This window comes from Pseudomonas sp. PDM19 (assembly GCF_014852215.1).
In the GTDB taxonomy this organism is placed as follows: domain Bacteria; phylum Pseudomonadota; class Gammaproteobacteria; order Pseudomonadales; family Pseudomonadaceae; genus Pseudomonas.
In genome coordinates, this window is record NZ_JACVBG010000001.1 from 1547347 (window position 1) to 1561924 (window position 14578).

At 66.6% G+C, this 14578-nt stretch carries 16 protein-coding genes; 7 read left to right on the plus strand and 9 right to left on the minus strand.

The window, feature by feature from the left end; genetic code table 11:
• The first annotated feature begins 41 nt into the window (after positions 1 to 41).
• Both gstA and IB273_RS06875 read left to right on the plus strand, forming a co-directional pair.
• Positions 42 to 650, plus strand: coding sequence for a glutathione transferase GstA (gene gstA / locus IB273_RS06870; RefSeq protein ID WP_192223635.1), 609 nt, complete (start codon positions 42 to 44; stop codon positions 648 to 650).
• 128 nt (positions 651 to 778) lie between these two features.
• Positions 779 to 1183 carry a hypothetical protein gene (locus IB273_RS06875; protein WP_081520527.1) on the plus strand — a complete coding sequence of 135 codons (405 nt, stop codon included), beginning with the start codon at positions 779 to 781 and terminating at the stop codon, positions 1181 to 1183.
• A 244-nt stretch (positions 1184 to 1427) separates the two neighbouring features.
• On the opposite strand, the gene IB273_RS06880 is transcribed toward IB273_RS06875, so the two are convergent.
• The 3 genes from IB273_RS06880 to IB273_RS06890 form a co-directional block, all read right to left on the minus strand.
• The gene (locus IB273_RS06880) at positions 1428 to 2537 is read right to left on the minus strand and encodes an alkene reductase (RefSeq protein WP_192223636.1); all 1110 of its coding nucleotides are present in this window, start codon (positions 2535 to 2537) and stop codon (positions 1428 to 1430) included.
• A gap of 200 nt (positions 2538 to 2737) precedes the next feature.
• Entirely contained in the window at positions 2738 to 3049 is a 312-nt protein-coding gene (locus IB273_RS06885) for a DUF2388 domain-containing protein (protein WP_225594991.1), read from the minus strand.
• Positions 3043 to 3492 carry a GNAT family N-acetyltransferase gene (locus tag IB273_RS06890; RefSeq protein ID WP_081520529.1) on the minus strand — a complete coding sequence of 150 codons (450 nt, stop codon included), beginning with the start codon at positions 3490 to 3492 and terminating at the stop codon, positions 3043 to 3045. Before IB273_RS06890 ends, IB273_RS06885 begins: the two co-directional genes overlap by 7 nt.
• A gap of 354 nt (positions 3493 to 3846) precedes the next feature.
• On the opposite strand from IB273_RS06890, the gene IB273_RS06895 reads away from it, so the two are divergent.
• Positions 3847 to 4164 (plus strand): DUF883 family protein, encoded by a 318-nt coding sequence (locus IB273_RS06895; RefSeq protein WP_192210945.1) that lies wholly within the window; start codon positions 3847 to 3849, stop codon positions 4162 to 4164.
• 60 nt (positions 4165 to 4224) lie between these two features.
• On the opposite strand, the gene IB273_RS06900 is transcribed toward IB273_RS06895, so the two are convergent.
• The gene (locus IB273_RS06900; RefSeq protein ID WP_081520531.1) at positions 4225 to 4452 is read right to left on the minus strand and encodes a hypothetical protein; all 228 of its coding nucleotides are present in this window, start codon (positions 4450 to 4452) and stop codon (positions 4225 to 4227) included.
• 413 nt (positions 4453 to 4865) lie between these two features.
• Between IB273_RS06900 and IB273_RS06905 the strand changes: the two genes are divergently transcribed.
• Positions 4866 to 5243, plus strand: a complete 378-nt coding sequence (locus IB273_RS06905) for a DUF3509 domain-containing protein (protein ID WP_151187296.1) — start codon at positions 4866 to 4868, stop codon at positions 5241 to 5243.
• A 2-nt stretch (positions 5244 to 5245) separates the two neighbouring features.
• The gene (locus IB273_RS06910; RefSeq protein WP_167523197.1) at positions 5246 to 5398 is read left to right on the plus strand and encodes a hypothetical protein; all 153 of its coding nucleotides are present in this window, start codon (positions 5246 to 5248) and stop codon (positions 5396 to 5398) included.
• 171 nt (positions 5399 to 5569) lie between these two features.
• On the opposite strand, the gene IB273_RS06915 is transcribed toward IB273_RS06910, so the two are convergent.
• Genes IB273_RS06915 through IB273_RS06925 form a run of 3 tightly spaced genes read right to left on the minus strand, consistent with a single transcriptional unit; the run spans position 5570 to position 9669 of the window.
• On the minus strand, positions 5570 to 7180 hold the full coding sequence (locus IB273_RS06915) for an arylsulfatase (protein ID WP_192223637.1): 1611 nt from the start codon (positions 7178 to 7180) through the stop codon (positions 5570 to 5572).
• Between the two features lie 48 nt (positions 7181 to 7228).
• The gene (locus IB273_RS06920) at positions 7229 to 8056 is read right to left on the minus strand and encodes an ABC transporter ATP-binding protein (protein ID WP_081520534.1); all 828 of its coding nucleotides are present in this window, start codon (positions 8054 to 8056) and stop codon (positions 7229 to 7231) included.
• Positions 8053 to 9669 (minus strand): ABC transporter permease, encoded by a 1617-nt coding sequence (locus tag IB273_RS06925; protein WP_225610086.1) that lies wholly within the window; start codon positions 9667 to 9669, stop codon positions 8053 to 8055. The genes IB273_RS06920 and IB273_RS06925 overlap by 4 nt, the downstream gene beginning before the upstream one ends.
• Positions 9670 to 9927: 258 nt before the next feature.
• On the opposite strand from IB273_RS06925, the gene IB273_RS06930 reads away from it, so the two are divergent.
• Complete coding sequence (locus IB273_RS06930) at positions 9928 to 10989, plus strand: ABC transporter substrate-binding protein (RefSeq protein WP_192223638.1); 1062 nt, start codon at positions 9928 to 9930, stop codon at positions 10987 to 10989.
• Between the two features lie 32 nt (positions 10990 to 11021).
• Here the strand turns inward: IB273_RS06930 and IB273_RS06935 are convergent, their stop codons facing one another.
• Positions 11022 to 12401 carry an ATP-binding protein gene (locus tag IB273_RS06935; protein ID WP_192223639.1) on the minus strand — a complete coding sequence of 460 codons (1380 nt, stop codon included), beginning with the start codon at positions 12399 to 12401 and terminating at the stop codon, positions 11022 to 11024.
• A gap of 204 nt (positions 12402 to 12605) precedes the next feature.
• Positions 12606 to 13562 carry a GlxA family transcriptional regulator gene (locus tag IB273_RS06940; RefSeq protein ID WP_167523198.1) on the minus strand — a complete coding sequence of 319 codons (957 nt, stop codon included), beginning with the start codon at positions 13560 to 13562 and terminating at the stop codon, positions 12606 to 12608.
• 348 nt (positions 13563 to 13910) lie between these two features.
• Here IB273_RS06940 and IB273_RS06945 point away from each other — a divergent pair, with 348 nt between their 5' ends.
• Entirely contained in the window at positions 13911 to 14567 is a 657-nt protein-coding gene (locus tag IB273_RS06945; RefSeq protein ID WP_151187302.1) for a hydrolase, read from the plus strand.
• The last annotated feature ends 11 nt before the right edge of the window (positions 14568 to 14578 follow it).

Sequence of the window (14578 nt, forward strand, 5' to 3'; positions counted from 1 at the left end):
TCGGGAATACTGGCCGCCCATTTCCGACCAGAGTCCGCCCGATGAAGCTCTACTTCGCCCCCAACGCCTGCTCCCTCGCCCCGCACATCGTCCTGCGCGAGCTGGGCCTGCCATTCTCGCTGGTGCGCGTGAACAACCAGACCAAGCGCACCGCCGACGGCGCCGACTTCTACCGGATCAACCCGAAAGGCTATGTCGCGGCGCTGGAGCTGGAAGACGGCACGGTGCTGACCGAGGGCGCGGCGATTCTACAGTACCTCGCTGACCTGCAGCCCGAGGCTGGCCTTGCGCCGGTCAACGGCAGCCTGGCGCGCACACAGTTGCAGGCCCAGCTGAACTTCATCGGCAGCGAGTTGCATGCCGGCATGAGCCCGCTGTTCAGCAGCGAGATTCCGGACGAAGTGAAGGCCTTGCTGCGGGGCAAGCTGGCGAAGCGTCTGGGCTACATGGAGCAGGTGCTGTCGGAAAGCGGGCATGCGTTTGGCGACCGGTTCACTGTCGCCGACGCCTACCTGTTCACCGTACTGGGTTGGTCGGATCACCTGAAAGTCGATCTCTCCCCCTTCCCTGCGACCCGCCGTTTCCTCGAAGTGATCGGAGCACGGAAGACCGTCATCGAGGCGCTTCGGGCGGAGGCTGAATCCGCCTGACGGAGCGACAGCGACCGCTCGGCGGAAATCCACCCGATACATCGTGAAAGCCGCGTGTTCCGTGGTCCATCACTCAACCCCGGCCGCCCGCAGGCCGGGCATCGTGCAATCAGCACAGGAGACCATGGATGAGCGATGACCCCGAGAGTTTCGCCAATGCCTACCAGAGTGCCCTGGTGGAGGTGGCCCTGCCGGCCTTCGCCCGCGCCAGCGAATTCGCCCGCGAACACGGTCTGGAATGCAGCGTTGAGTTGCTCGATGGCCGCCGCGACCTGCCGGAGTTGAGCCTGAAGGTCCGCCACTCCTGCTACGACGCCGAGTGCGTCTGCCGTATCAGCGCCGACCCGCAGACCCAGCGCCTGTGCCACGAGAACCGCTGCGGCGAGACCGAAGCCGACGTACAGCAGGTGATCGGCTCGCTGGCCTCGCTCAACGAGCTGGTGCTGGACACCCGGCTGCTGGAGTTCTTCCAGAGCTCCTTCGCCCTGCACCTGGACTACGCCTCCAGCCGGCACGCGGGAGGCTTCTGGTAATCCGTCGCGCAAGAACGATGAAGCCCCTTGCCCGAATAACGGGCAAGGGGCTTTTTGCTGGACGCGATCAGCCTTCGAGTTTCCACTCTGGCGCCGCCGGGCCATCGACATGGATGCCGGTGAACAGGGCGCCTGCGTCGTGTCAGTGATGGCCTCCGGAGTGAAGGCGCCGAACCACACCGCACGCCCTCAGCATCCATCGCGCCCTGCGCGCCAGTGCAAGGGCCGGAGACGATGATGCAGGTCAGGCAGTCAGGCGCGGGTAATCGGTGAGGCCGTGGGCGCCGCCGCCGAACAGGGTTTCGCGCTGGTGCGTGTTGAGCGGTGCGCCCAGGCGCAGGCGTTCGGGCAGGTCCGGGTTGGCAACGAAGGGCCGGCCAAAGGCGATCAGGTCCGCCCAGCCTTCATTCAGTGCGGCGGTCGCGCGCTCGGCGGTGTATTTGCCGGCATAGATCAGCGCGCCGGGGAACACTTCGCGCAGGCGGCGCTTGAACTCCAGCGGCATGTGCGGGGCATCGTCCCAGTCGGCTTCGGCGATGTGGATGTAGCCCACGCCGATCTCGCCCAGCAGGCGCGCGGCGGCCAGGTAAGTGGTTTCCGGGTCGGCATCGGAACAGCCGTTCAGGGTGGTCAGCGGGGCCAGGCGGATACCGACGCGGCTCTTGTCGCCGGTGCCTTCCACCAGCGCCTGGGCCACTTCAGCGAGGAAGCGCAGGCGGTTCTCCAGCGAGCCGCCGTACTGGTCGGTGCGGTCGTTGGCGTTGGAGTCGATGAACTGGTTGACCAGGTAGCCGTTGGCGGCGTGCAACTCGACACCGTCGAAACCGGCGGCCATGGCGTTGCGCGCGGCCTGGCGGTACTCGTCAACGATGACCTGGATTTCCTCCACCTTCAGCGCGTGGGGCTTCGAGGCCTGGACGAAACCGGGAGTGCCGTCGCTCTCGGCGACGAACACATTGACGCCCTCAGCCTGCATCGCCGAGGAAGACACCGGCGACTGGCCGTCGAGCAGGCTGATGTGGCTGAGCCGGCCGACGTGCCAGAGCTGGGCGAAGATGCGCCCGCCGGCGGCATGCACCGCCTGGGTGACCTTGCGCCAGCCGGCGACCTGGGCCGGGGTGTGGATGCCCGGCGTCCAGGCGTAGCCCTTGCCCAGCGGAGAAATCCAGGTGCCCTCGCTGACGATCAGGCCGGCGCCGGCGCGCTGGGCGTAGTACTCGGCCATCAGCTCGTTGGGCACATCACCCGGCTGGCTGGCGCGGGAGCGGGTCATCGGCGGCATGACGATGCGGTTGGGCAGCTCGAGCCCACCCAGGGAATAGGACTGGAACAGCGGGGATGCGTTGGTGGTCATGGCGGGACTCCTTCAGCGGCAAGAGGCGCGATCGGGAAGTCCGTGGGAGCCTTGGTGCAGCGCCGCGAACCACTCGATCGTTCGAATGGAAAGCAGTCTGCGGGCTTTGCCGACGGGGATTAAGACGCCGTTTCGGCAAAATCAATTGATTCCAGCTCACGAATGCAAGCCGAATTGCCTGTCTGGAAGCGGAGAATCCTTCAGCCCTGGCTGGCAATGGCCTGGGCTACCTGCTGGTCACTCAAGGGTGATTGCGGGTGCTCGCTGCGGTACAGGCGCAGGGCTTGTTCGAGTTGGGCGCCATGAATCTGCCCGGCCGAAGCGACGTAGGCCAGTGCATCGTCGCGAGCCTGCTGATAGGCGCGTGGCGCCTGGCTGCTGGACTCGCTGACGGCGGCCGTGCCGAGGCTGGTGCCGACGGTGAAGTGATCCGAGGAGTTGCCCTTGCCATCCATGGCAGCGGCGGGGCCGGCAATGCCGAGCAGCAGAACGGCAGCGGCTTTCTTCAGCATCCGCAGACCGCCGGACGCGCGGTCCAGCCCATGCGCATCTCGGGATGCCCGGTGTGTTCGTCCTTGCGCTCCTCCAGCACCTCGAAACCGTGCCGCTGGTAGAACGCCACGGCGCCGGCATTGGCCGAATAGACCGCCAGTTCCAGCATCGGCAGGTGAATCTTGGCGTCGCTCAGCAGGTGCGAGCCCAGCCCTTGGCCCTGGCACTCGGGGGCAACGAACAGGGCGGCCAGTGCGCCGTCGTGCAGGCTGTAGAAGCCAATCACGCAGCCGTCGCTCTCGACGACGCGCGAGGCGGCAGCAGGCAGGTAGACGTCGCGCATGTCCTGCAGGCGCTGCTGCCAGAAATCGGTATCGATGAAATTGTGGGCCTGCTGCGAAGCGCGCAGCCAGATATCCAGCACCCGGTCCATGTCGTCATCGCGAAAGTCACGGATCTGCATCGGAGTCGTCTCCCGGTCTTTTTAAGTGCTCATGGCGTGGCGGGCGGCATCCTCGCACAAGCGATCACCCCTGCGCTCCCCCGCGCACTGCCACCAATCGTCGCACCTGCGCAGCCTCCAACAATGGCAAAAAAGAGCCGGCGAGCGACCCTTGCACTCAAGCACGCCCGAGGCGAACCGTCAGGTTCCGCTCATCCGAATCAGTGAACGACCGGCGGTCTCGGGGCTCTCTCGAATGGGTCTGGCAAATCCGCCAATGCGCGCGGCAGCGCGTGCCGACGCCCGTGGCGGATAGAAGCCCGAGGGCGCAACCGACCCGCGAATTCCAACCTGAAGCAATCAAGGAGACAGTCAATGGGCAGCTATCGATGGTTCCCCTCTACCCGCAACAGTGGCGTGCAGGAGTTGCAATCCCTGGTGAACGACCTGGAATCCCTGCTGGCCAGCAGCCGCGACCTGACGGCAGAACAACTGCCGGCGTTCAAGACGAGGCTGCGGGACCTGGTGGACGACAGCCGAGAAACCAGCGAACACCTGATTCAGCGCAGCCGCCGGGCCATTCGCGCGGGCGGCGAGTATGCCGGTGAACACCCCTGGCAGACCGTTGCGGTACTGGCCACAGCCGCGGGCCTGCTGGCGGCTGCCTGTGCCCTGAGCCGTCATCAGCACTGACGCCCGGGCGGTGAGCGGCCGCAGCGTTGCCGCTCACCGCGCACTGGCCGATGAGCCGCGCTAGTCGATGAAGCTGTCGATCAGCTCCAGGCCAAGACTGCGCACCCGCCCTGCGCTGCTCAGTTCGTCGCCGTGGATGCCGACCACGGTGGTACAGGGCATGTCCGCCAGCTGGCTGCTGAGTCGGATCGAATAGCGACCACCCTCCTCCCGGTAGCAGGAGAAATTGAACAGCGGGTAGGCTTCGTGGAGCACCGCTTCCACGTCCAGGCGTCGGAACTGCGTCATGGCCACCTCCTCTCCCTGGTTCAACCCTGCCCGCTCGGCTGCCGGAGGGAAATGCTGGCGATTGGCCCAGGCGCCGGGACTCGCCGGCATCGGCAAGCGGATCGCCCGCGCTGGCAGGCGCCGCTGATATCAAGGCTACCTTCGGGCCCGTGCGGGTTTCGGACGGAAGGCCTGCCAGGGGGCAACCATGGCGACTTGAACGGCGGCAAAGCTGATGGCCGTGCATTATCCAGCCTCTTGCCGGTGCAACCTTGCATCCTGCAAGTGACCAAAGGCCAGCATGTGCGCACGATTTCCAGCAATAACAACCTGTTAAGCGGATGAAACAGTCTTTCCCGGCCTGGCACGGCTGATGCGAGGTTTCAGGCTCAAGCCAGCGCTCCGGCTTTTGCCAACCACCGGGAGGGATCGACATGTCCAGTTGCCGCGACACTGCCATCGAGCACCTGAGCCACCTGTTCAGCGACTACCGTCCACAGTTCACCACCAGGCCCGACGGCACGCTGCTGATCAACCTGCGCAATGCCGCGGGCAAGCGCCTGATCTCCCGTGTCATCCAGCACGAGGAGCAGACCAGCGCCGTGTTGCTGAACAACCTCGTGGAGCGTATCCGGCGAGATCTGATGACCGTGGAAGGTCCGCTGGAGGAGGACAACGTCGACTGGTTTCTCAAGCGCATCGAACTGCAGACCTTCGTTCCGGTGAATCCGACCCACCGGCCGCGCAAGGTGGTCGTGGCCGGTGCACGTCTGCGCGCCCTGGCCGGCAAGCAGGCCCCGCAAGCGAGGTGAGCATGAAAACCCCCGTGGATACCCCTGACCCCGACCCTCGAGTGACCCGCGAGGAGTCGCTGGAAGAACTGGTGGACATCGAGCCCGAGGACAGCCGGCAGGAGCCCCATCTGTCCGCGGCCCACCAGGACGGCCTCAAGGACGGGCCGACGTAAGCCGATAAGACAGAAGGCCAGCGCAGCCAAACCGATGGGAAGTGCATTCCGGTGGCCGCCGTCAGTCCGAGCAGTCGGGCGGCCACCGGTTCTCTCCCCCGCGCGGGACTGTCCTTCCTTCCCGCACGGGCACGCATGAGCGAGGGAGCAGACAGGCTCCGGCGCTGGCAATCAGCGCGCCAGGAACGGTGGCGGCGCGTCGATCACACCGGTCTCATTGACGTACTGCTTGTAGTGCTCGATCAGCGCTTCCAGCTTCGCCGGTTCGCTCTTGGCCAGGTCCCTTGTCTCGCCGGGATCGCTGGCCAGATCGTAGAGCTGCCAGGTGGCCGGGCCGACCGGCGCGGGCAGGTACACCGCCTTCCAGTCACCCTGGCGGATGGCGCGCATGCCAAACAGCTCCCAGCCGGTGACAGTCTTCTCGTCGTGGGCCTGCTCGGTCTCGCCGGACAGCCAGCCCAGCCACGACTTGCCACGCACCTCGGCCACTTCGCGGCCATGCCACTGCTTGCCCGGATGGCGCACGCCGGCCAGGTCGAGAATGGTCGGGGTGATGTCCATCACCGTGGAAAAGCCGTGGCTGATCTCACCCTGGCGCTGCAACGCCGGGTAACGCACCAGCGCCGGCACGCGGATGCCGCCCTGCGTAGTGAAGGCCTTGTACAGCCGCGACGGCGCGGTGGCCGCCTGGGCCCAGCGCGGGCCGTACCAGATGTAGGAGTTGGCGCGGCCGATGTTCTCCAGGCTGTTGTCGTAGTGCTGGTCGAGGAAGCTCAGCAGATCAGGGCCGAAGCGCGGGAAGGCTTCCAGCAGCGCTCCCTCGGCGCCGTTGTCGGACATGAACAGGACGAAGGTGTTGTCCAGCTCGCCCTGCTGGCGGAGGTATTCGACGACACGCCCGACGTTCCAGTCCAGGCGCTCGACCATCGCCGCGTAGACCTCCATGGCTCGCGCCGATTTCGCCTTTTCCTCGTCGCTGAGGCGCCCCCATTCCTTGCTGATTGCCAAAACCGGATGCGCGTTTACGTCGGCTTCGATCAGGCCCAGCTCCTTGAGCCGCTCCAGCCGTTCCAGGCGTAGCGCCTCGGGGCCGGCGTCGTAGCGGCCCTGATACTTGTCGACCACCTCCCTGGGCGCCTGCAACGGCCAGTGCGGCGCGGAGAACGGCAGGTAGGCGAAGAACGGCCGGCTCTGGTCGCGCTCCTTGAGGTAGTCGATCAGCTTGTCGCCAAAGGCGTCGGAGGAATAGAAGTCCGCCGGCAGCTCCTCGATGAACTGGTCATCCTCCACGTACAGCGCTGGCGTGCCCTTGAGGATGCGCGGCGTGGTTTCATCGTAGGGCGGCTCGAAACCATAGTGGTTGGCGGCACCCGGCAGCAGCGAGAATGAGCGCTCGAAGCCGCGCGCGTGGGGCGCCTGCTCCAGTTTCAGGCCCAGGTGCCATTTGCCGGCCATCAACGTCTGGTAGCCGGCCTCGCGCAGCAGCTCCGGCAGCGCCACCACGCGGTCGTTCAGGTAGCCCTCGTAGCCGGGCTTGCCTTCCAGCTCCGGGGTCAGCGCCTCGGCCATGGTGCCGATGCCGGCGATGTGGTGGTCGGTGCCGGTAAGCAGCATCGAGCGCGTCGGCGAGCAGGTCGGCGCGGTGTGGAAGTCGGTCAGGCGCAGACCGTCGAGGGCCAGGGCGTCGAGGTGCGGCGTGGCGATCTCGCCACCGAAGGCGCCGAGGTCGGAGAAGCCGAGGTCGTCGGCGACGATGACGAGGAAGTTGGGGCGTTTGCTCATGGTCGGACTCGTTAGGTTGGGTGGGCCTGCAAGGGCGGGTTCTCTGGATCAGCAGGCAATGAACTCGAACGGCAGGTCTTCCACCCGCTTGAGCTGCGGCGCGACGTAGTCGCCCTCGCCCGTCAGCTCGTGCAGCAGCGCCTCGCGCTGGCGCAGGAAGTCGTAGCCACCGCGCTCGCGCGGATGCGCCAGCGGCACCTCGACGATGCGCTTGATGCGCCCCGGACGCGGCGCCATGACCACCACGCGGTCGGCGAGGAACAGCGCCTCTTCGACGTCATGGGTCACCAGCACGGTGGTAATGCGTTCGCGCTGGCGGATGCGCAGCAGCTCCTCCTGCAACTGCTGGCGGGTCAGCGCATCGAGCGCGCCGAAGGGCTCGTCCAGCAGCAGGATGCGCGGGCTGGCCACCAGGCCGCGGGCAATTGCCACGCGCTGCGCCATGCCGCCGGAAAGCTGATGCGGGTAGGCGCGGGCGAAGGCCGTCAGGCCTACCAGCTGCAGATAATCGGCGACCCTGGCGGCCTTGCCGGTCTCGCTCAGCGGTTCGTTGACCAGGCCGAGGGCGACGTTCTGCTCCACGCTCAGCCAGGGGAACAGCCGGTGCTCCTGGAACACGATGCCGCGCTCGCCGCCAATGCCGTCGATGAGCGCGCCGTCGATGCGGATCTCGCCCTGGAATTCGCGGTCCAGCCCCACCAGCAGCCGCAGCAGCGTGGACTTGCCGCAACCGCTGGCGCCGACGATGGCGATGAACTCACCGTCGGCGATCTCCAGGTCGAAGCGTTCGATGGCCTGTAGCTCGCGGCCGTCCACGGGGAAACTCTTGGCGACCTGGCGAAAGCTCACCAGTGCCTGCGATGCGAATGCGTTCATGCGTGTCTCCAGCGCGTCACCCGCGCTTCGATGCGCTGGCCGAGGGCGGCCAGCAGGGCTCCGGTGAGGCCAACCAGCAACATGCCGGCACCTACCAGGTCCATGCGGAAGAGTTGTTGCGCGCCGATCATCAGGCTGCCGATACCGCCGTCCGAAGGCATGAAGTACTCGGCGCCGATGGTGCCGAGCCAGGCGTAGATCAGCGCCAGGCGCACCCCGGCGAACACCGAGGGCGCGGCGCCCGGCAGCACCAAGCGGCGCAACCGCTGCCAGGGCGAGAGGCGTAGGGCGATGGCCGCCTCGCTCAGTTGCGCCGGCAGGCTGGCGATGCCGCGCTGGGTGGCCAGCAGCAGCGGAAAGAATGCAGCCAGGCCGACGAACACCACCTTGGCCAGCTCGCCCAAACCAAACCAGGCGGTGAGCAGCGGCACCCAGGCGAAGATCGCCACCTGCCGCAGCGCGGCGAAGGACGGACCGAGCAGCCGCTCCGCCGGGCGCCACAGGCCCAGTCCCAGGCCGAGCAGGAAGCCCAGCGAGCCGCCCAACAGCAGGCCGGCGAGCGTGCGTTGCAGGCTGGCCAGCAACGCGACGGTCAGGCTGCCATCCAGCAATCCATCCCACAGCGCGACAGCTACCGACGCGGGGCTGGCGAGAATGGCGGGGTCGACCCACTCCGACGCGCTCGCCGCCTGCCAGATCGCCAGCAGCGCCAGCGGCAGCAGCCAGGGTTGCAGGCGTTCCCAGCCCTGCCCCGTTCCGCTGCTTTGGAACGCTGCGCGGCGCAGCTCCCCTGCAGCCTGCTGTGGCCAGTGCACCAGGCGCCGGTCCAGCGCCTGGATGCCGCGGTCCATCGCCGCCCCCACCAGGCCGATGACCAGGATGCAGACAAACACGATATCGAGCATGAACAGCTGGCGCGCCTGCACCATCAGGTAGCCGACGCCTTCACTGGAAGCCAGCAGTTCCACGGCCAGCAGCGAGGTCCAGCCCTGCGCAAGTGCCAGGCGTACGCCGGTAAGGAACGCCGGCAGCGCCGCCGGCAGGATCAACCGCCACAGCAACAGCCGGTGCGGCAGGCGCAGCACGGCAGCGGCCTCGCGCAGGCGCGGCTGGGCATCGCGCACGCCGACCAGGGTGTGCAGCGTCACCGGCACGATGATGGCCTTGATCAGCACTACCAGCTTGAGCAGTTCGCCAATGCCGAAGAACAGCATGAACAGCGGAATCCAGGCCAGGGTCGGGACCTGCGCCAAAGCACTGAAGGTGGGCAGCACCAGACGCTCGGCGCGGCGGCTGAAGCCGAGCCAGGCGCCCAGTGCCAGCCCGCTGAGGATGCCGGCCAGCAGGCCCCAGAGCAGACGTTTCAGGCTGATGCCCAGTTGCTGCCAGAGCTCGCCGGCAAGCAGCTCGCGGCCGGCCTGCAGCACCAGTTCGGGCGTGGGCAGGATCTGCGCGGACATCCAGTGACGGTGGCTGGCGAACCACCAGAGCACGCCGATGGCCAGTGGCACCAGCCACGGCAGGATGGGTGCGAGCCCGCGCCAGCCGAAGATGGAAGGCCTCAGGCGGGGGCTGGGAAGAGCAAGGCGATACGGCTTCGTAATATTCTTCATTGGAATATAAATAGTTATATAAATGCATTTATGAGCTAACACAGGCCATTTAAGGGAAGGCCCGCACGCTCATCCAATGCATTCGCCGAATATTTTTTATGCCCGCAGGGCATCTGCCCGCAGAGGCCTGCGGCTGCTCGCTTAGCTCGAATAATTACTAAAAAATCACTTTTTATTATTTTGTTGATGAGCAGCCCCATGCCTTTAGTGCGGGCGCCGGAGCCACACGCGCTCCCCCATCTGCAGGAGGCAGGCGCCATGAAGGCCCTCACTACTCAATTGCTGTCCCTCTTCGCTGCGCCGGTATTGGCCGGCCTGCTCGGCGCCTATCCGTTGTTCACCCAGGCCGCCGACCCGGTGAAGGAAATCCGCATCGCCGTGCCCGATGTCAGCGCCGGGCAGAACCACTCCGGCGGCGGCGTGGTGGACATCCTCTACACCCGCCAACTGCTGGAGCAGGAATTCGCCAAGGACGGCATCCAGGTGAAATGGAGCTTCTTCAAGGGGGCCGGCCCGGTGGTCAATGAAGCCTTCGCCAATGGCCAGGTGGACTTCGCCTACCTGGGCGACCTGGCGGCGATCATCGGCAAGTCCAGCGGCCTGGACAGCCGCGTGCTGGCCGCCACCGCGCGCGGCGTGAACCATTACCTGGGCGTGCAGCCGGGCTCGGGGATCAAGACCCTGGCCGACCTCAAGGGCAAGCGCGTGGGCATCTTCCGCGGCACTGCCAGTCAACTCTCCTTCGACAACGCCCTGGCCAGCGCCGGCCTCACCGAGAAGGACCTGAAGGTGATCAACCTCGACTTCAGCGCAGCCCTCGCGGCGCTGGCGGCCAAGCAGATCGACGCCACCTGGGGCCTGGCCGGCCTGTTCGCCCTGCGCGACAAGGGCCTGGCAGAAATCCCGCTGAACACCCGCGACCTCGGCGGCGCCGGCACCCTGCAGGCACTGCTGGTGGGCAACGGCGAATTCGTCGACGCCCACCCGGACATCACCGAGCGCCTGCTCAAGGTGCAGCTGCAGGCCGTGCAATGGGCCAGTGCGGAGGCCAACCGCGATGCCTATATCGAACTGGTGTCGAAGCAGGCCAGCTACCCGGCGGTGATCTTCAAGAGCGAATACCAGGACCGGCCATTGGTGGACGTGCTGTCGCCGAAGCTCGATGCCGACTTTCTCGGTCGCCTGGATGCGTCCATCACGGCCGCGAAGAGCTACGGCCTGATCCGCCGCGACTTCAAGGCTGCCGACTGGGCCAACCCCGCCCCGCAGGAAGCGGCAAGCCGGCAGGTGGCCGGGCAGCCGGTGGCGGCGATTCAGTAGCCGCCCGGACTCACCTGTGGGAAGGGGAACGTTTACACGGTGGTGATGGCAAGCTCCGGCAAGGTCACCTGGCGCATATAGGCACGCGCCGTATGCGGCACGCGGTAGCGCACTTCGCTCTCGCCCTGCTCCACCCACAACAAGGACTTGTCTGCCAGTTGTCGCACGGCGGCGAACACGCACTCGCGGCACCAGCGTTTGTCGTCCAGCGAGGCGACGGCGGTGTCCAGGGTGAAGCCGTCCGCCAGCTGCGCGAGCAAGCCCAGGCAACGCTGCTCGACGGCGTCCAGCAGCGCGTAGCTCCAGTCGTAGGTCGCCCGCAGGCTCTGCTGTCGGGCTGGCGCGGTGCGGCGGCCGGGCATCAGCAGTTGCATGGGCGTGTCCAGCAGTGCCGGCAGCCCGGCGAGGCCAAGGATGCCCACCTGCCGCGCGGCCATCTCGATGGCCAGGGGAATACCGTCCAGGCGCCGACAGACGTCGATGATCGCGCGCACCTGGCCGGACTTGAGTTCGAAGCGGTCGCAGACCTCCCGCGCGCGCATCACGAACAGCTGCACCGCCGAACTGCACATGGCCAGTGCCAGTGGCGCATCGTCCTGCGCGGGCATCTCCAGCGGCGGCAGGCGCACCACACGCTCCCCTTCCGCGCGCAGCGGCTCGCGGCTGGTGGCGAGGATGCTCAGTGCCGGGTGCAGGCGCAGCAGATGCTCTACCGCCTCGGCGCAGCGGTCGGCGAGGTGCTCGCAGTTGTCCAGCAACAGCAGGGTCGGTTCATAGGCCGGCTCGCGCAGGAGAACGGCGAGGCTCTGGCTGAGGGAGACGCCATCCGGGTCGGCGGAGAGGTCGAGAAAGCGCACCTGGCTGAAATGCCTGCCGAGCTGCTCGGCAGCGTGGATCGCCAGGGAGGTCTTGCCCATGCCGCCGGGGCCGACCAGGGTCATCAGGCGCGTGGCGGGCATCTGCTTCACCACCCGCTCGAGCAACGCCTGGCGGCCGACCAGGCCCATCAGCAGGACCGGCAGGTTGCTCGCGCGCACTTCACACGGCAGTGCCACAGCCTGCGCCGGAGCGACCACGCTCTCCACCACGCCGACGAAGCCATAGCCGCGCAACGGCACGTTGGCGATGTAGCGCTCACCCGTGCGGCCCTCGCCGAGTGCACGTCGCAGGGCGGCGATGTGCACGCGCAGGTTGATTTCCTCGACCACCGTATCGCCCCAGACCTGGGCGATGATCGTGTCCTTGCCGATGATCTCGCCGGGCTGGCGGATCAGCACCTGGAGAATGTCCAGCGCCCGGCTACCGATGCGCACCGGGCGATCCCCCTGCAGCAACTGGCGCTTGTAGGGGTGGAACTGGAAGCGACCGAACTGCAGGATGGTCTCGGTGCGGTTTTCCGTGCTTGCGCTCATGTCCTGCTCACGTCTGCGGATCTGACGGATCGCTCTACAACGGGTATTCCAGGCGATCTGGCCAGTACCGAGGTGACGCGCCCCTGATTATTGGTCAGGGTATTTTCCCGCCCTCGTGTGACAGCGCAATTCCCGCGGGGGGAAGGATTCGGCCAACTTGGGTGCGCCGGACGGTCATCCGGCTGAAAATGCGGCGCACTGCCATCAGGCGAAACCGAATTGCTCGCGGTACTGGCTCGGCGTCATGCCGATCCGCTCGCCGAAAACCGTACGCATGTGCCGGGGGCTGCCGAAGCCGCTGCGGCTGGCCACCTGTTTGAGCGGCAGGTCGCTGCTTTCCAGCAGCTTGCGCGCATGGTCGATCCGCGCGCTCTGCACGTACTGCATGGGCGTCATGCTGGTCTCGCGCTGGAAGGCGCGGGCGAAGTTGCGCGGGCTCATGGCCACCAGCTCGGCCAGGCGATTCACTGTCAGCGGCTCGTCGATGTGGTCCACCACGTGGGCCTGGGCACGGGCGATCACCGAGCCGTCGCGCACCACCGAGACCAGCAGCGGGCCGAACGGCGTCTGCCCGCCCTGGCGCTTGAGCACCACCAGCAGCACCTTGGCGACTTCCAGGGCAACGTCCTTGCCGTGGTCCTCGGCGACCACCGCCAACGCCATGTCGATGCCGGCGGTGACGCCGCCGGAGGTGATCAGGTTGCGGTCGATGACGTAGATGCGCTCGGCCTGCACCTCGGCGCGGGGATACAGCTGTGCCAGGCGATCCAGGTAGTTCCAGTGAGTGGTACAGCGGTAGCCGTCGAGCAGCCCGGCCGCGCCGAGCAGGAAGGCGCCGGTGCACACCGCGCCGTAGCGTTTCGCCGCGCGCGCCGCCGCCGGCAACCAGGCGTTGAGCGCCTCGTTGTTGCCGTTGTAGGCACCGGGCCCGCCGGGCACCAGCAGCAGGTCCACGCCGGCGAGCAGCGCTTCCAGCGGCAGGTCGGCGCTCATCTTCAGGCCGCTGGAGGCGCGCACGCCCTCGGGCTTCGCCGCCACCGTGAGCAAACGGTAATGCCGCTCCGGCGGCAGGTAGCGGTTGGCCATGGAGAACACCTCCATCGGCCCCGTCACATCCAGCGCCAGCACATCGTCGTACAGCACCATGGCCACTGTTTTCATTCTTCTACTCGCACGCAAACGGGGCTTGGCGGTCTCGCGTGCCCCGGTATAGGAAAAAACCACTGTACCCATTCGCCGCGCCGGCGAATCGCACGTTTGCATCATTCTCCGCCAGGCGGGCCGAGCACACAGGTCCAATAAATGCCGTGGCGGCGAAACCATAGTCTGCCCATCGAAGCGCCCCGGACGCCCTTGCAGAACTGCAAAGCCACCCTGCCGGGCTGTCTGTTCCGCGCCTCGCAGCGTTCGGCAAAGATGTGTCCACGGTTTGCAGCCAAGTCCTGCAGGCCGAAAAGACACTCCAGACGCCCTCTTCCCACTCCACGCAATCCACCAGGAAATCCGACCATGACCGCCATCGCCAAAGCCGTTCCCGGCAAGACCCTGCTCAACCCCACCGACCACACCCTGATCATGATCGACCACCAGTCGCAGATGTCCTTCGCGACCAAGTCCATCGACGCGGTAACCCTGCGCAACAACGCAGCGCTGGTGTCCAAGGCGGCCAGGGAATTCGGTGTTTCCACCATCCTCACCACCGTTGCCGAGAAGAGTTTCTCCGGCCCTATCTTCGACGAGATCAAGTCGGTCTTCCCCGAACACAACGTCATCGACCGCACCAGCATGAACACCTGGGAAGACCCGCGCATCGCCGTGGAAGTGAACAAGTTCGGCAAGCAGAAGATCGTCCTGGCCGGCCTCTGGACCTCCGTGTGCATCGTCGGCCCGGCCCTGTCGGCCATCGACCAGGGCTTCGAGGTCTACGTGATCGCCGACGCCTGTGGCGACGTGTCCACCGAAGCCCACGAGATGGCCCTGCAACGAATGATCCAGCTGGGCGCGCGCCCCATGACCTCCCTGCAGTACCTGCTGGAACTGCAACGCGACTGGGCCCGCGGCGAAACCTACGATGCGACCGTGAAGACCTCCATCGAGCACGGCGGCGCCTACGGCCTCGGCCTGATCTACGCCAAGACCATGTTCAACGCCAGCGAAGGCCACTGAGCCTGAGCAGC

What these genes read in the sequence shown, in the direction of transcription:
- IB273_RS06915 (WP_192223637.1), bottom strand. Translation starts at nt 7,180, where the DNA reads ATGAGCAAACGCCCCAACTTCCTCGTCATCGTCGCCGACGACCTCGGC.
- IB273_RS06880 (WP_192223636.1), bottom strand. Translation starts at nt 2,537, where the DNA reads ATGACCACCAACGCATCCCCGCTGTTCCAGTCCTATTCCCTGGGTGGG.
- IB273_RS06875 (WP_081520527.1), top strand. Translation starts at nt 779, where the DNA reads ATGAGCGATGACCCCGAGAGTTTCGCCAATGCCTACCAGAGTGCCCTG.
- IB273_RS06910 (WP_167523197.1), top strand. Translation starts at nt 5,246, where the DNA reads ATGAAAACCCCCGTGGATACCCCTGACCCCGACCCTCGAGTGACCCGC.
- IB273_RS06930 (WP_192223638.1), top strand. Translation starts at nt 9,928, where the DNA reads ATGAAGGCCCTCACTACTCAATTGCTGTCCCTCTTCGCTGCGCCGGTA.
- IB273_RS06905 (WP_151187296.1), top strand. Translation starts at nt 4,866, where the DNA reads ATGTCCAGTTGCCGCGACACTGCCATCGAGCACCTGAGCCACCTGTTC.
- IB273_RS06890 (WP_081520529.1), bottom strand. Translation starts at nt 3,492, where the DNA reads ATGCAGATCCGTGACTTTCGCGATGACGACATGGACCGGGTGCTGGAT.
- IB273_RS06935 (WP_192223639.1), bottom strand. Translation starts at nt 12,401, where the DNA reads ATGAGCGCAAGCACGGAAAACCGCACCGAGACCATCCTGCAGTTCGGT.
- IB273_RS06925 (WP_225610086.1), bottom strand. Translation starts at nt 9,669, where the DNA reads ATGAAGAATATTACGAAGCCGTATCGCCTTGCTCTTCCCAGCCCCCGC.
- IB273_RS06940 (WP_167523198.1), bottom strand. Translation starts at nt 13,562, where the DNA reads ATGAAAACAGTGGCCATGGTGCTGTACGACGATGTGCTGGCGCTGGAT.
- IB273_RS06945 (WP_151187302.1), top strand. Translation starts at nt 13,911, where the DNA reads ATGACCGCCATCGCCAAAGCCGTTCCCGGCAAGACCCTGCTCAACCCC.
- IB273_RS06895 (WP_192210945.1), top strand. Translation starts at nt 3,847, where the DNA reads ATGGGCAGCTATCGATGGTTCCCCTCTACCCGCAACAGTGGCGTGCAG.
- IB273_RS06900 (WP_081520531.1), bottom strand. Translation starts at nt 4,452, where the DNA reads ATGACGCAGTTCCGACGCCTGGACGTGGAAGCGGTGCTCCACGAAGCC.
- IB273_RS06920 (WP_081520534.1), bottom strand. Translation starts at nt 8,056, where the DNA reads ATGAACGCATTCGCATCGCAGGCACTGGTGAGCTTTCGCCAGGTCGCC.
- IB273_RS06885 (WP_225594991.1), bottom strand. Translation starts at nt 3,049, where the DNA reads ATGCTGAAGAAAGCCGCTGCCGTTCTGCTGCTCGGCATTGCCGGCCCC.
- gstA (WP_192223635.1), top strand. Translation starts at nt 42, where the DNA reads ATGAAGCTCTACTTCGCCCCCAACGCCTGCTCCCTCGCCCCGCACATC.